The sequence below is a fragment of the uncultured Alistipes sp. genome, assembly GCF_910580175.1.
Taxonomy (GTDB): Bacteria; Bacteroidota; Bacteroidia; order Bacteroidales; family Rikenellaceae; genus Alistipes.
On the sequence record NZ_CAJTXD010000002.1, the window covers coordinates 158,254 to 172,741 of the forward strand.

General features: G+C 62.0%; 11 protein-coding genes. 4 read left to right on the forward strand and 7 right to left on the reverse strand.

The genetic code is table 11. The features are described 5' to 3' along the window. Nucleotides 1–2 precede the first annotated feature (2 nt). The 3 genes from purH to folD all read left to right on the forward strand — a co-directional run bounded on the left by purH (nucleotide 3) and on the right by folD (nucleotide 3,836). Entirely contained in the window at nucleotides 3–1,532 is a 1,530-nt protein-coding gene (gene purH, locus QZ298_RS03050) for a bifunctional phosphoribosylaminoimidazolecarboxamide formyltransferase/IMP cyclohydrolase (RefSeq protein ID WP_296005262.1), read from the forward strand. 4 nt (nucleotides 1,533–1,536) lie between these two features. After that, nucleotides 1,537–2,799: a phosphoribosylamine--glycine ligase gene (purD, locus tag QZ298_RS03055; protein ID WP_296005263.1), complete on the forward strand. Its 1,263-nt coding sequence runs from the start codon at nucleotides 1,537–1,539 to the stop codon at nucleotides 2,797–2,799. Nucleotides 2,800–2,987: 188 nt separating this feature from the next. Beyond that, a complete protein-coding gene (gene folD / locus QZ298_RS03060) occupies nucleotides 2,988–3,836 on the forward strand; it encodes a bifunctional methylenetetrahydrofolate dehydrogenase/methenyltetrahydrofolate cyclohydrolase FolD (RefSeq protein ID WP_296005264.1) in 849 nt (282 codons plus the stop codon). A 282-nt stretch (nucleotides 3,837–4,118) separates the two neighbouring features. On the opposite strand, the gene QZ298_RS03065 is transcribed toward folD, so the two are convergent. Genes QZ298_RS03065 through QZ298_RS03095 form a run of 7 tightly spaced genes read right to left on the reverse strand, consistent with a single transcriptional unit; the run spans nucleotide 4,119 to nucleotide 12,918 of the window. Further along, on the reverse strand, nucleotides 4,119–5,504 hold the full coding sequence (locus QZ298_RS03065; protein ID WP_296005265.1) for a GNAT family N-acetyltransferase: 1,386 nt from the start codon (nucleotides 5,502–5,504) through the stop codon (nucleotides 4,119–4,121). Then, entirely contained in the window at nucleotides 5,497–7,446 is a 1,950-nt protein-coding gene (locus tag QZ298_RS03070) for an LTA synthase family protein (RefSeq protein ID WP_296005266.1), read from the reverse strand. The genes QZ298_RS03065 and QZ298_RS03070 overlap by 8 nt, the downstream gene beginning before the upstream one ends. Before the next feature lie 10 nt (nucleotides 7,447–7,456). Beyond that, the gene (gene nadC, locus QZ298_RS03075) at nucleotides 7,457–8,311 is read right to left on the reverse strand and encodes a carboxylating nicotinate-nucleotide diphosphorylase (RefSeq protein WP_296005267.1); all 855 of its coding nucleotides are present in this window, start codon (nucleotides 8,309–8,311) and stop codon (nucleotides 7,457–7,459) included. A 43-nt stretch (nucleotides 8,312–8,354) separates the two neighbouring features. After that, nucleotides 8,355–8,879 (reverse strand): hypothetical protein, encoded by a 525-nt coding sequence (locus QZ298_RS03080; protein WP_296005268.1) that lies wholly within the window; start codon nucleotides 8,877–8,879, stop codon nucleotides 8,355–8,357. Nucleotide 8,880: 1 nt separating this feature from the next. Next, nucleotides 8,881–11,133, reverse strand: coding sequence for a TonB-dependent receptor (locus QZ298_RS03085; RefSeq protein WP_296005269.1), 2,253 nt, complete (start codon nucleotides 11,131–11,133; stop codon nucleotides 8,881–8,883). 1 nt (nucleotide 11,134) lies between these two features. Beyond that, nucleotides 11,135–11,608, reverse strand: a complete 474-nt coding sequence (gene rlmH / locus QZ298_RS03090; RefSeq protein WP_296005270.1) for a 23S rRNA (pseudouridine(1915)-N(3))-methyltransferase RlmH — start codon at nucleotides 11,606–11,608, stop codon at nucleotides 11,135–11,137. 2 nt (nucleotides 11,609–11,610) lie between these two features. Next, complete coding sequence (locus tag QZ298_RS03095; RefSeq protein ID WP_296005271.1) at nucleotides 11,611–12,918, reverse strand: glycoside hydrolase family 2 TIM barrel-domain containing protein; 1,308 nt, start codon at nucleotides 12,916–12,918, stop codon at nucleotides 11,611–11,613. A gap of 99 nt (nucleotides 12,919–13,017) precedes the next feature. Between QZ298_RS03095 and asnS the strand changes: the two genes are divergently transcribed. Next, the gene (gene asnS / locus QZ298_RS03100; RefSeq protein ID WP_296005272.1) at nucleotides 13,018–14,406 is read left to right on the forward strand and encodes an asparagine--tRNA ligase; all 1,389 of its coding nucleotides are present in this window, start codon (nucleotides 13,018–13,020) and stop codon (nucleotides 14,404–14,406) included. Nucleotides 14,407–14,488 lie beyond the last annotated feature (82 nt).

A 14,488-nucleotide genomic window follows, 5' to 3' on the forward strand; every position in this document is an offset into this window, starting at 1 on the left:
ATATGCGTGCTTTAATCAGTGTAAGCGACAAGACCGGCGTCGTGGAGTTCGCCCGGGGCCTGCGTCAGCAAGGCTGGGAGGTAATCGCCACGGGCGGTACGATGAACCTGCTGCGCGACAGCGGCGTCGAGGTGGTAAATATCAGCGATGTGACGGGATTCCCCGAAATCTGCGACGGACGCGTCAAGACGCTCCATCCCAAGGTGCATGGCGGCCTGCTGGCGCGCCGCGACGATCCCGGACATGTCAAGGCCTTGAAGGACAACGGCATCGGTTTCATCGACCTGGTGTGCGTCAACCTCTATCCGTTCCGCGAGACGATCGCCAAGCCCGACGTCAAGATGGAGGACGCCATCGAGAACATCGACATCGGCGGCCCCTCCATGTTGCGTTCCGCCGCCAAGAACTGGGCCGACGTCACGGTCGTATGCGACCCGGCGGACTATGCGCAGATTCTGGATGAAATATCCGCCGGCGGCAACACCGCCAAGGCTACCCGGCTGAAACTCTCTGCCAAGGCCTATACCCATACCGCGCAGTACGACGCCATGATTGCGACTTACATGCGCGCGCAGGCCGGTCTCGATGAGAAATTGTTCCTCGAATTCGACCTTGTACAGTCGCTGCGCTACGGCGAGAATCCCCACCAGTCGGCCAAGTTCTACCGCGAGGGCGGCGCTGTGCCTTTTTCGCTCGCTTTCGCCCGCCAGCTCAATGGCAAGGAGTTGTCCTACAACAACATCCAGGATGCCAACGCCGCGTTGTGCATCGTCCGCGAGTTCGATGCGCCGTTCTGCGTCGGTCTCAAGCACATGAATCCTTGCGGCGCCGCTGTGGGTGCGGATGTCGTCGACGCATGGCGCAAGGCTTATGAAGCTGACAAGGTGTCGATTTTCGGCGGCATCGTCGCCACCAACCGCACCGTCACACGCGAGGTCGCCGAGTTGATGAAGCCCGTTTTCCTGGAGATCATCATGGCGCCCAAGTTCGACGAGGGGGCGCTCGAAGTGCTCGGCACCAAGAAGAATCTGCGTCTCCTGGAGGTCGACATGGCGCGCGGCGAGGGTGCTCCCCGGCAGTATGCGAGCGTCAACGGCGGACTGCTGGTGCAGGAACTGGATCTCGCCACGCGTCCCGTTGCCGCCGACATGTGCGTCACGGCGAAGAAACCCACGGATGCGCAGTTGGCCGACCTCAATTTCGGTTGGCGGATCGTCAAGCATGTCAAGTCCAATGCCATCGTCGTCGTCAAGGACGGCCGTACGTTGGGTGTCGGCGCCGGTCAGATGAACCGCATCGGCTCGGCTGAAATCGCCTTGAAGCAGGCCCGGGCCGCCGGTTGCACCGAGGGGTTGGTGCTCGCTTCGGACGGGTTCTTCCCCTTCGACGATTGCGTGGCCCTCGCGGCCGAGTACGGCGTTGCGGCCATCGTCCAGCCGGGCGGTTCGGTGCGCGACGAGGATTCGATCCGCAAGGCCGACGAAAAGGGTATCGCCATGATGTTCGTGGGCGAGCGTCACTTCAAACATTGATTTTATGAAAGTTCTTGTTATCGGTTCCGGCGGTCGTGAGCACGCCATCGTCGATGCGTTGACCCGTTCGCCGCAGGTCGACAAGATATTTTGCGCACCCGGAAATGCCGGCATCGCGCAGCAGGCCGAGTGCGTGGCGATCGGGGAGACCGAGATCGAAAGACTGCGCGACTTCGCTGCGGCCGAGGGGATCGGTCTCACGGTCGTGGGGCCTGAAGTGGCGTTGGCCGCAGGTGTCGTCGATGCGTTCCGGGCCGCAGGGTTGCGGATTTTCGGCCCGACGAAGACCGCCGCACGCATCGAGTCGTCCAAGGAGTTCGCCAAGGAGTTGATGGCGAAATACGGCATCCCGACGGCCGGCTTCAAGGCCTTTACGGAGTATGGCGCGGCGCGGGAATACGTCATGGCGCGCCCCTTTCCCGCCGTGTTGAAATACGACGGGTTGGCTGCCGGCAAGGGCGTCGTCATCGCGCAGAGTGCCGAGGAGGCCGATGCCGCTTTGCGCGACATGCTCCTCGACGACAAGTTCGGTCGGGGCAAGGTTGTCGTGGAGGATTATCTCGAAGGCCCCGAATTCTCGTTCATGTGCTTCGTCTCGGGACACCGCGTGTGGCCGATGGTGCTCGCACAGGATCACAAGCGGGCTTTCGATGGCGACAAGGGGCCGAATACGGGCGGCATGGGTGCTTATTCGCCGCTGCCGTTCATCACGGACGACGACGAGAAGTACGCCTTGGAGCACATCATGCAGCCCGTGGCCGACGCGATGGTCGCCGAAGGATGTCCGTTCCAGGGGGTGCTCTACGGCGGACTGATGAAGACCGCGCAGGGCATCCGGGTCATCGAGTTCAACGCCCGGTTCGGCGATCCCGAAACCGAGGTCGTGCTGCCGCGTCTGAAAAGCGATATTGTCGATATCTTCTGCGCCGTGGCCGACGGGTGCGATGCGACCTTGAAGTGGCACGATTTCGTCACACTGGGCATCGTGCTGGCTTCGAAAGGTTATCCCGACGCCTACGAAAAAGGGCATCCGATCGAGGGGTTGGAGCACGTTCGAGGAACGGTCTACCACATGGGTACGCGCGCCGACGGCGGGCGTGTGGTAACAGCCGGCGGGCGTGTGCTTTTCGTCGTGGGGCATGGTGCGACGCTGGCCGAAGCCCGCGAAAAAGCACTCGCCGACGTGGCCCTCATCGGGTGCGACAACCTTTTCCATCGCTCGGACATAGGGCATTGGGCGTTGGAGGAAATTACGGTTCACCGTTAAGGATCAGAGAGGGGGGATGCTTCCCTTTCGGATTGCAAGGTCGCAAGACCTTGCGCCCGGGGCCGGCTCGCATCGGAGATGCGACCCCCCGAAGCCGGCCCGGGCGAATGCAGCATGACAGGATGGAACGGCGTGCTGCTGCCGGGTATGAATAGAGCGAATGAATTGTCTAATTATGTGATTACGATATGATTATCAGCGGTAAAGAACTTTCGGCCAAGTTGAAGGCCGACATGGCGGCGGAGGTGGCTGCTTTCCCCGCGAAATATGGACGCGTGCCCCATCTGGCAGTGATTCTGGTGGGCGAAGACCCCGGCAGCGTCAGCTATGTGACCGGCAAGGCCAAGGCCTCGGCCGAGGTGGGCATCCGCAACACGACGATCCGCAAGCCTGCGACCATTTCCGAGGCGGAGTTGCTCGACATCGTGGCCGGGCTGAACGCCGACGCGGAGGTCGACGGCATTCTCGTGCAGCTGCCCCTGCCGAAGCATATCGACGAGGAGCGTGTGATCGCGGCCATCGACAAGTCCAAGGATGTCGACGGCTTCCATCCGCTCAATGTGGCGGCCCTGTGGCAGAAACAGCCTTGTACGCTGCCCTGCACGCCCAAGGGGATAATCAAGATGCTCAAGGCGGCGGGCGTCGACATCGCGGGCCGCGAGGCGGTCGTTGTCGGGCGCAGCAACATCGTGGGCCTGCCGGTGGCGAAGCTGCTGATGGATGAAAACGCTACCGTGACTGTCGCTCACAGCCGCACGCGCGATCTGGCCGGGGTAACGCGCCGTGCCGAAATCCTCGTTGTGGCGATCGGACGTCCGAAGTTCGTCACGGCCGACATGGTGGCCGAGGGGGCCGTGGTAATCGACGTCGGGGTCAACCGCGATCCCGAGAGCGGCAAATTGTGCGGCGATGTCGATTTCGCGGCCATCGAGTCCAAAGCCTCCGTCATCACGCCCGTGCCTGGCGGTGTCGGGCCGATGACGATCTGCTGCCTGATGGAGAACACGATCGAGTGTTTCCTGCGCAAGCGGAAATAGGGAAACGGATTCTGCCGTAGGTGCGGCGCAAAGATATTAAATCGTTTTTTAAAACGTTTTAGCCCGGCAAAAGCCGGGCTAAAACGTTACAGAAAGATTATGCCCAACGTGTTTCGAATGGAGGGGCGGAAATGTTATAGACGAAAGGCTGTACCCGAAATGTTGCGGATGGGAGGGTGTGCCCGAAATGTTTCGGTCGGGCAGGAATTCGCAAGATCATGGTCGAAATGTTATAGACAACTCCGTCCTGCCCGTAAGTTTTGTTTGGAATTTCCCTATCTTCTATTTTTCTTGTTTTCGGCATTCCAATTTTTCCGGCAGGGGTGCGGCAGGATTGTGTAGCCGTACCATTGCCACGTCGGTTGCCGGGTCGCCTGTGCCGAAGTCGAAGCCGTCCGGCGTGCGGAACGTTACCGGTACAGCGCCCTCGAATCCGAAGCGGCCGTAGAAGCCGCGCAGCCAAGGTTCGCCCGGTGTCGGGATGAGCAGCGCCGTCGCACCGCGTGCATCGGTCTGCCGCAGGGCTTCGCGCAGCAGCTGCGATGCCAGTCCCCGGTTGCGGTATTCCGCCGCGGTCGCTACGCCATAGATGTAGTCCACGGGGCCCGCCTCGCTGTCGAACGGCAGCAGGTGCAGCATCGCGGCCAGACGGCCTTCGCGTTCGACCGAGAGCATGCGCCGGCGGTCGTAGTGGCGGATCAGAAACGCATCGATGAACGCTTCGTCGTCGCCGAACGTTTCGCGCCACAGTTCCTTGCAGGCGGCTTCGTCGTCGTGCAGATGGATCGCTGTATATTTGCGGAGCAGTTCCGCCGGGTGGTAGGAGAGCTTGGCATGGCGCAGGCCCTCGATTCCCAGGTCTTCTTCGCGGTTGATCTTGGTAAAGCGGGCCGGCAGATGTTCCGCAAAAAGTTTGTTGATGACCGTAAAGGCTCCTTCGAATGCCGTGTCCGCTTTCTCGACATGCGTCACGAAGGTTGTCTCGTTCACGGCCGAGCCGTAGGTAAAGGCCGCCAGACGTTGGCTTGCATAGAGACAGCCGCCGTGCAGCCCCAGGGCGTCGAAGTGTTCGAACGCCCGTTGCATGGCCCGTTGTTCGGCGCACAGCTCCGAGGTGTGTCCCTCGTGGGTGCGGCGCCATTCGCGTTCGAGGGCCATGCACTCCGCATGGCGCTCGGGCGTCAGCTCCTCGTAGCGGTAGTCGGGATATTCCGTCCGGAAGCGGTTGATGTGGTTGCGTTTGGGTTGGTAGCGGCGGCCCGGCAGGGTACGCAGCTCCTCCGCATTGTATATGTAGTCCTCCAGCGCACGATCCGACGCGAATGCGAACTCTCCCCGGTGCATGTCGCGGATCATTCGGCACCCCTCGTCCGTCAGTCCGATGAGCCGCAGACGCTGCCCGTGGGTATGGGCATCTTCGTGCAGCGCCGGGACGATCTTCGCGAAGTCGCCCGGCCCGACCGGCTGCATGTAGCCGATTCGGGGGCCGCCGTCGATGTGGAAACGGATGACCAGAAAGCCTTCCACCTCGGCCCAGGCGCTGTGGTAAACCCCCTGCCAGCAATACATGTTGGCGAACGCCAGGTCGCAGTTGCGGATGTCCGACGGCAGGGTGTAGCGTTCGATCGTCGCCCGGTCTTCGAGCCGCAAGGGTTTGAATTCAATCATCGATCACGTAGCTTTTGCGTTCGATATGGGCGTAGTATTGTTGCACCAGCGCCCGGAAGCGCAGTTCTGTCGGGTCGGTGTCGGGAGCCGGCGGCAATGCGTCGTCGAACGCCGCCACGCCCTCGCTGGTCAGTGCCCGGAATCCTGCGTCGTAGCTCACGGCCCACTGCGGCCGGTCGGGTTCGTTCAGCACGTCGCGCCCGAATGCGAAGTAGGGTTCGCGGTTGCCCAGCAGGCCCAGCACCGTGGGCATCACGTCGATTTGCTGGACGATGTCGTCCACTTGTCCGCGCAGTGTCCCGTCGGGTGTGTAGAAAAAGCCGATGATGTGATGGCTGCCGGGATATTCGTGCGTGTCGGCCGCCCATTTTTCCGACGATACATGATCCGCCACGAATACAAAAAGCGTGCGGCGGAACCACTCCGTGTCTGCGAAACGTTCGAAGAAACGGCGGAACGCCAGGTCGTCGTAGGCCGCGCCCTTGTGGATGCGCGTGTAGCCTGCGGGCAGCGTGGCGGCATAGCGTTCGGGCACGACGAACGGGTGGTGTGCCGAGAGGGTAAAGAGCACGCCCAAAAAGGGTTCGGGCACTCGGCTCAGTTCTTCGCCTGCGAATTGCAGGAACTCCTCGTCCCAGATGCCCCAGTAGCCGTCGAAATCTTCCGTGCCGTGGGCCGCCTCGTACTCCTCGCGGCTTACCAGACGTTCGATGCCCGCCGACCGGGCATAGGCTCCGAAGCCCATCGAGCCGCGCTCCGAACCGCAGAAAAAGAGCGTCGAGTAGCCCTGCGATGCGAGAATGGCCGGCAGCTGGCGGCTTCGTCCCAGCGATTGGGGCATCAGCACGAACGGCGTTTTGAACGAGGGGATGCTCCCCAGGATCGAGGGCATGGCTTGGATCGAACGCGTGCCGTTGGCATACATGCGGCGGAACGTGAGACCCTCGCGCATGAGCGAGTCGAGGAAGGGCGTGAAGCCTTTTTCCGGCCGGTCGGCGTAGAGGTCGGGCCGCAGGTGGGCCGAGTGTTCGGCCGACATGCTCTCCATGATGAAGATCATCACGTTGCGGCCGTGCAACATGCCGTTTGCAGTGTTGGCCGGCTGGGCGGAGCTTCGGTCGGTTTGCAGTTCGTTCCCGGTGGTTTCCGGGGCGGCAGGCCGGTGCTCGGGCGTAAAGAGCCGAGGCAGTTCGTCGTCCGAAAAATCCTTGCGGTAGCGGACTTTTCCCGCATGCCCGACCGTGCGCAGGATGCAGAACGGGTTGCTCAAGATGAGGTTCGCCTTGGCCGGATCGGCCGTGTAGAGCGTGGCGTTGGAGAGCGTCACGGGGCGTGTGGCGCGGGTAAAGCCGCCCCGCATGCCGGCTATGCACAGCCCGGCCGCCAGTGCGAAGATCGCCGTATTTGCCGTGTAGAAGCTCCAGCCCGGGCGCAGGATCGACCGGCAGGGCGTCTTGCGTCCGTAGCCCCATATGAGCAGGGCCAGCAGGGCCAGCGCCGCCAGCAGCAGGGGCCAGTTTTCCACCATGAACTTGCCGACCAGCAGCAGCGAGTTGTCGTTGTCGGCAAAGAAGATTTCGTCGGCCGTGAAGCGTTTCAGCGTGTAGCGGAAGTAGACCGCATCGGCCAGGTTCGCGGCGACGACGAGTAGAAAATTCGCCGCAACATAGTAGCCGAAAAGAATCTTCCGGTAGATTGCGCTGCATCGGAATTCGAACGGCACCAGCGACAGCAGGATGAAGATGCCGTTGGCATAGATTACCGACACCGTGTCGAACAGCAGCGCCCCGCGCAGCAACGCTCCCGCTTCGTGCAGGCCTATGGCACCGATCTGGGCGCCGTTGCAGAGGTGGAAGATCGCCCGGCAGATCCACAGCACCAGGTAGACCATGGCTATGCGGCGCAGCAGCAGCACCGGCGGGGTATGGAGCATTCTTCGCATGACGGGCGGTTTATTCGCAGGCCTTGAGCGACATGTCGAGCGACTTGATCTGATGGGTCAACGCCCCGACGGAGATGAAGTCCACGCCGCATTCGGCGTAGTCGCGCAGGTTGTCGAGCGTGATGCCGCCGCTCGATTCGGTTTCGCAGCGTCCGGCGACCTTGCGCACCGCTTCGCGCGTCATCGCCGGGGTAAAGTTGTCGAACATGATGCGGTCGGCGCCGCCCGCCGCGAAAACCTCGTCGATATCCTCCAGCGTGCGTACTTCGCATTCGATGGGGATCGTTTTGCCCTTGGCCGCCAGGTATTCGCGTGCGCCGCGGATCGCCTTGCCGATGCCGCCGGCGAAGTCGATGTGGTTGTCCTTGAGCAGCACCATGTCGAACAGCCCCATGCGGTGGTTCTCGCCGCCGCCGATCTTCACGGCCATCTTGTCGAGCACGCGCATGCCCGGTGTGGTCTTGCGGGTGTCGAGCACGCGGGTGTGCAGGCCCTCCAGACGGGCCACGTAGACGGCCGTCTGCGTGGCTACGCCGCTCATGCGCTGCATGATGTTCAGGAGGATGCGCTCGGCTTGCAGCAGCGAGCGCAGGCGCCCCGAGACGTAGAACGCCACGTCGCCCGGCTTCACACGGTCGCCGTCGCGGAGCAGCTGTTCGAATTTCACAGCGGGATCGAGGCGCCGCAGCACCAGTTCGGCGATTTCGATGCCCGCGATCGTTCCCTGCTGCTTGCACAGCAGGCGCATGCGGCCCTGTTCGTCGGCAGGGATGCAGCAGAGCGAAGTGTGGTCGCCGTCGCCGATGTCTTCCTTGATGCAGAGTTCGATCAACTCTTCGACAAAAGGTTTGTATTCGGATTTCATAATATAAAAAATCTCTTTGCGGTAGGAATGATTGACCGATGCGTTATTCTTTCAGCAGGCCTTCGTATGTCACTTGGTAGATGCCCAGACGGGGTACGTTGCACGAAAAGCTCACGCGGCACGTCACGCCGTCGATAGAACCTTCGACCTGGGTCAGCGTGTAGGCCGCCATGGGTTTCCAGGCATGTCCTCCTCCGGCTTCGTTCGGCAGCAGCATTTCGGGAACGAGGCTCTCCGCTTCGAACGAGAGCGCAGCGCCCGTGCCGGGGGTGTAGCTTACTTTATGTAGCCGCATCTCCTGAGGGGGCATCGTCGCAGCGAAGCGCGTGCGGTGCATGTAGAGCGTGAGGTCGTGCAGCCCGGCGAATTCGAATTCGGCCTGCCGGTCGACGTAGACGCCGCCGTCGGCCGCGACGACCGTCGAGGTGCCCAGAAAGTGCATGTTGCTGCCCGTCATGGAACCGTCCACGATCTTGGTGTTCTCGGTTGCAAATCGGGTTTCGTCGTCGTTGTCGTTGCACGCGGCGAAAGCAAAGGCCGCGCAGGCGAGCAGAAGCAGTTTTTTCATCTTAATCTATGTTTATCGATAGTGTGATCCCTATGGTTCGGGGGCGTCCCCGTTGTATGAATTCGTTGCCCATGGACTTGAAATAGAAGACGTCGTACTCGGTTCCGCCCAGGTTGCGGCCCCAGAAGTCGAGCGTGTAGCGTTCGTGGCGCAAGGCGACCGAGGCACTGGCCAGCAGGTAGAAAGGTTGCCGCAGCGTGTTGGCTTCGTTCCATTCGATGCGCCCCGCGCCGCGTGCGCCGGCCCGCAGCACCACGTCGCCCAGCCAGCTCACGCCCGTGGGGATCGCCCATTCGGCTCCCAGCCAAAGCGTGTGGGCCGGGGCGTAGGGGATGCGGCGGCCGCTGAAATCCTCCCTGCCGTCGTCGTGACGGACGAAGCGTGCGTCCGTGTAGCCGTAGGCGATGTCGAAAACCAGGTCGTTGCGAGGGATGATTTGGAGCGATGCTTCTCCGCCCCGCGAGCGCGAGCGCCCCGCGTTGGTCATCATGCGGCCTGTCGAGGCGCCCTGCGGGAATACGGTAAGCTGCTGATCGCGGCATTCGATCCAGAAGAGCGCGAAGTCGCCCCGCACGATCCCCTCCGCACAGCGGAAGCGGCCGCCCAGTTCGAAATTCCAGCTGTGTTCGGGTTCGTACGACATCGTTGCAGGGTCGGAGTCGTCGATGCCCGAGACCATCCGGCCCTTGAGCTTCTCCTGGAGGATATCGGAGAACATCTGGGTATTGAATCCGCCGGCCTTGTAGCCTTTCGCCACCGAGAAATAGAGGTTGTGCACCTCGTCGAAGCTATACATGACCGCTGCCTTGGGCAGAAGCTCCAGGTAGGAGCGCGCCAGGGCGTCGCGGTCGTCGATCGTCGCGGTGTGCTCTCCTGCGGGGCCGCCCTCGATACTGAGCGAGTAGTCGAGCGACGCACGGCTGCGATACGCCAGGCGTGTGCGTTCGTAGTCGGCTCGGATGCCGGCCGTCAGCGTCCAGCGTCCCAGCTTCACGCTCGATTCGTGGTAGAGCGCTGCGCCCCAGGCCGGATTGCGGAAATCCGAGGCCAGCAGCAGCTCTTGGGCGTCGGTGTCGTAGCGGAAGATCGGGCCGGAATTGGCGTTCTTGAGGATCAGTTCTTCGATGCCCGTGCGTTTGAAGTTTACCGGCGCTTCCATCGTCGCGTGGCGGTAGAAGCCGAACGCTCCTGCGATCCAGCGGTAGCGTCCCGTGCCGCGCGAGCGGACGACCAGCTCCTGGGTCGCCGTGTGCTCGGTGCGGGCCTGGCGGAGCGTGAAGTAGGAGAGGGGCAGGAAGTCCTGGTCGAGCGTCATCGCATCGTCCGAATATTGATAGGAGGTAATCGAGGCTATCGAGCAGCCGGCTGCGTCGTAGTGCATCGTCAGCCCGTCGCTCAAGGCCGTGCGGCGGTAGCCTGCCGGGTCGTTGTAGCGGATTTCGCCGGGCCGGATGAGCGTCTGTCCGTTGCGCACGATCTCCTCGCCTGCATAGGCATAGGGGTAGCCCCCTTGGTCGAGGGCCGAAAAGGCCAGCGTGTTGTCGATCCGCAGGCCGCCCGCGCCGCGCCATTGGAGTTTGAGCCGTCCGCCTCCCAGTTTTTCGTTGTCGCACTTGCGCCCGGAGGCGAGGTTGCGGAAGAACCCGTCCGACCGGGTGTAGAAGCCCGAGAGGGCGAGGCCCAGTCCGTCGCCGAAGCGATGATAGGTCGATGCGCGCATCCGGCAGGTGTTGCCGCTGCCGTATTCGGCCAGTATGCGCGTGCCTTGGTAGCTCAAGGGCGAGAGCGTGTAGATGTTCATCACGCCGCCCATCGTGTTGCGGCCGTAGAGCGTCGACTGGGGGCCGCGCAGCACTTCGATGCGCTCCACGTCGGCCAGTTCGCCGTCGTAGCAATCCTTGTTCATTATCGGCACGTTGTCCACGTTCATCCCCATGACCGGCTGGTCGATCCGGGCGCCCAGCCCGCGGACGTAGATCGAGGAGGTCATGCGCGACCCGTAGTCGGGCATGTGGAGGTTGGGCACGCGCTGCGACAGGCGCTTCGCGGCGTCGACGTGTTCCTGTTCCAGTGCGCGGCTGCCGAGGGTGGTCGCCGCTACGGGCTGCGAGCGCAGCACCGGCCCCTGCTTGATGGCCGTAACCTGCACCTTGTCGACCACGATCAGCGTGTCGGCATCGGCGTTCCCTGCGACCGCACGGGTCTGGAACTGCCATGCCAGCAGCAGAGCGGTTATGCAAGCCGTTCGGCGCATCTTATTCGTGATGATAGGGTTCGTTGTTGAGGATCGTGAACGCCCGGTAGATCTGTTCGGCGAAGATCGCCCGCACGATCTGGTGGGAGAAGGTCATGCGCGAGAGCGACAGCCGGGCGTCGGCCCGGGCGTATACCTCGTCCGAGAAGCCGTAGGGGCCGCCGATTACCATCGCCAATCGCTTCACGCCGCTGTTCATGCGTTTCTGCACCCAGCATGCGAACTCCACCGAGCGCATCTCCTCGCCCCGTTCGTCGAGCAGGGCCACGTAGTCGTTCTCGTCGAGCTGGCGCAGGATCGCCGCGCCTTCGGCCGTGGCTTGTTGGCGGGCCGTCAGCTTTCTGGTCTCCCTGACGTCGGGCAGCACCGTGATGGAAAACTTGCAATAGCGGTTTACGCGCTTGGCGTATGTTTCCACCAGCGCGGCCACCTCTTTCGAGTCGGTTTTGCCTATGACGATCAGCTCTAAAGTCATTTTTATAAGTCCGTGTTCCACTCGCCGTCGGCATCGACGCAGATTATCGGGCGCGACGGCTCCGCCGACTTGAGCCATTGGTAGGCCTTGTACATGTTGTAGCCGTTGCCCGCTTCGCCGCCCAGCGCATAGGCCGCCACGCAGGTGTGGTTGCGCGAGCGGTAATACATGGCCTTGACGCGTTCCAGGTATTCCTCGGTCAGTGCAGGGGCGTTCGACGGCGTGCCGCCCACGCGGCGGTCGTCGCGTTTTTCCGGAGCATGGATGTTCGCCCGGTCGATGACGTAGAGTCCCAGCTCGTCGCAGAGACCGTAGAACCAGTCGGGCTGCGGATAGTCGGGGGCCACGGTGTTGTAACCCTGCTTGCGGATCGCCAGCAGGCGGGCGGAGGTCGTCTTGGCGTCAACGTCGGCATTGTAGCGGAAAGCATTGAGCTTGACGGGTCTGCCCAGACGCATGATCTGTCCGTCGACCAACTCGGTTTTGCCGAAGCCGATCTTCAGGGGCATGTACTCCTTGTAGGTGCCGTTGCGGCGCGTAAAAAGCATGACTTTGTAGAGCGGCGGGTTCTTGCCCGAGGGTTCCCACTTGTTGTCGAACGCATGGTAGATGAAAGGCGTGAAGCGGATCGTGTCGGTCGACCGGCCGGCGACGGCAATGGGCCGGATGTCGAAATCCAGCAGTTTGCCTTGCGGCGAGTAGATGTCGTAGCCCACCTCGACCGTTTCGTCGTAGTTGAAGCCGTTGCGTACGGCGATTTTCAGATCGAGCATGGCGAAGTCGCGGCCCAGGGTGTCGGGCACGAGCGCGATTTCGAAATCGCAGATCGACCGCTTGTTCTGGTAGTAGAGGCAGCTGCCCTCGAACGCGGGACGACGCACCGCACGGGGTGCGTCCAGCTTGGCGTCGTCGGGGCGGAGCGCCACTTCGAAGTCGTTGATGCCCTGACGGATGTAGGGCGTGATGTCGAATTCGGCGGGCGTCAGCGCATCGTCGATCGCGGCCGCCTGCCGGCCGTTGATCCGCAGCGTATAGGCTGCCGGGGCGTTTTCGATATGGAGATAGACGCAGCCGTCCGTCCAGACATAGGGGATTTCGATCCGTTGTTTCAGTAAGGCTGGGCTTTCGGTCCCGCGTCCGGCCTCGGGCCGGAAGTCGATCGCATGGCCCGAAGCGGCGCGGTTGCGGGCTTCGGCGTCGTGGCGCGTGGCGTAAGGGAGTATTTCAGTGCGATGGATGCGTGCGGAGGGTTGTCCCGCAAGATTCCAGACTCCCGTCAGCGCCAGCAAAAAGAGTGTCGTCCGTTTCATCGTACACTTTCTATAATAGGTCGGACAAAGGTACTTTTTTTTTGACAAATCGCAAATAACGACTATCTTTGTGAATTCGGAAAAGCATAACACATCGTCATGAAAACGCAGAGAATAGCTGAGATTCTGAAGTCGGGCGTCGTCGACGCCGATATTGTCGTCAAGGGTTGGGTGCGCACCAAGCGCGGCAACAAGAACGTGGCGTTCATCGCCTTGAACGACGGGTCTTGCGCGGCCAACATCCAGGTGGTGGTCGATCTTGCGAAGATCGCCGAGGAGGAGCTTAAGCCCGTTACTACGGGCGCCTGCCTGCGGGTCGACGGTCGTCTGGTCGCCTCGCCCGGTTCGGGCCAGGGCATCGAGGTGCAGGCCGAGCGCATCGAAGTCTACGGCACGGCCGATCCCGAGACCTACCCCTTGCAGAAGAAGGGCCATTCGCTGGAGTTCCTGCGCGATATCGCCTACCTGCGTCCGCGTACCAACACGTTCGGCGCCGTGCTGCGCATCCGTCACGCCATGGCCTACGCCATCCACGAGTATTTCAACAAGAACGGTTTCTACTACTTCCATACTCCCATCATCACCGCCTCGGACTGCGAGGGTGCCGGCGCCATGTTCCAGGTCACGACGCTCGACATGGCCAATCCGCCCCGCACGGAGGAGGGCAAGATCGACTATGCGCAGGATTTCTTCGGCAAGCCTTGCAACCTCACGGTTTCCGGGCAGCTGGAGGGGGAACTGGGCGCTCTGGCGCTGGGCCGCATCTACACGTTCGGCCCCACGTTCCGCGCCGAGAATTCCAATACGCCGCGCCATGCTTCGGAGTTCTGGATGATCGAACCCGAAGCGGCGTTCTTCGAGCTGGAGGACAACATGGAGCTGGCCGAGGATTTCCTCAAGTATCTGATCCGCTATGCGTTGGATAACTGCCGCGAAGACCTCGAATTCATGAACAAGATGTGGGACCCCAAGTTGCTGGAGCGCCTGGAGTTCGTGGTCGCCAACGACTTCAAGCGGCTGACCTACACCGAGGCTGTCGACATCCTCAAGGCTTCGGGCCGCAAGTTCGAGTTCCCGTGCGACTGGGGCTGCGACTTGCAGTCGGAGCACGAACGCTACCTGGTGGAGGAGCATTTCAAGCGTCCCGTGATCTTGATCGACTATCCCAAGGAGATCAAGGCTTTCTACATGAAGCAGAACGACGACGGCAAGACCGTGCGCGGAATGGACGTCTTGTTCCCCGGAATAGGCGAGATTATCGGCGGTTCGGAGCGCGAGGCCGATTATGGCAAACTCTGTGCAAGGGTAAAGGAACTCGGAATGAACGAGCGGGAACTCTGGTGGTATCTGGATACGCGCCGTTGGGGTTCGGCTCCGCACTCCGGATTCGGTCTGGGCTTCGACCGGCTGTTGATCTTCGTCACGGGCCTGACCAACATCCGCGATGTGCAGCCTTTCCCGCGTACGCCGCAGCACGCCGACTTTTAAAATTAAAGGTTAAGAATCGAAAATCAGGGTTCGGCGTCTCTCCGGCCGGGAGCCAGGGTTCGGGAGGGGTGTTCCCCGCGAC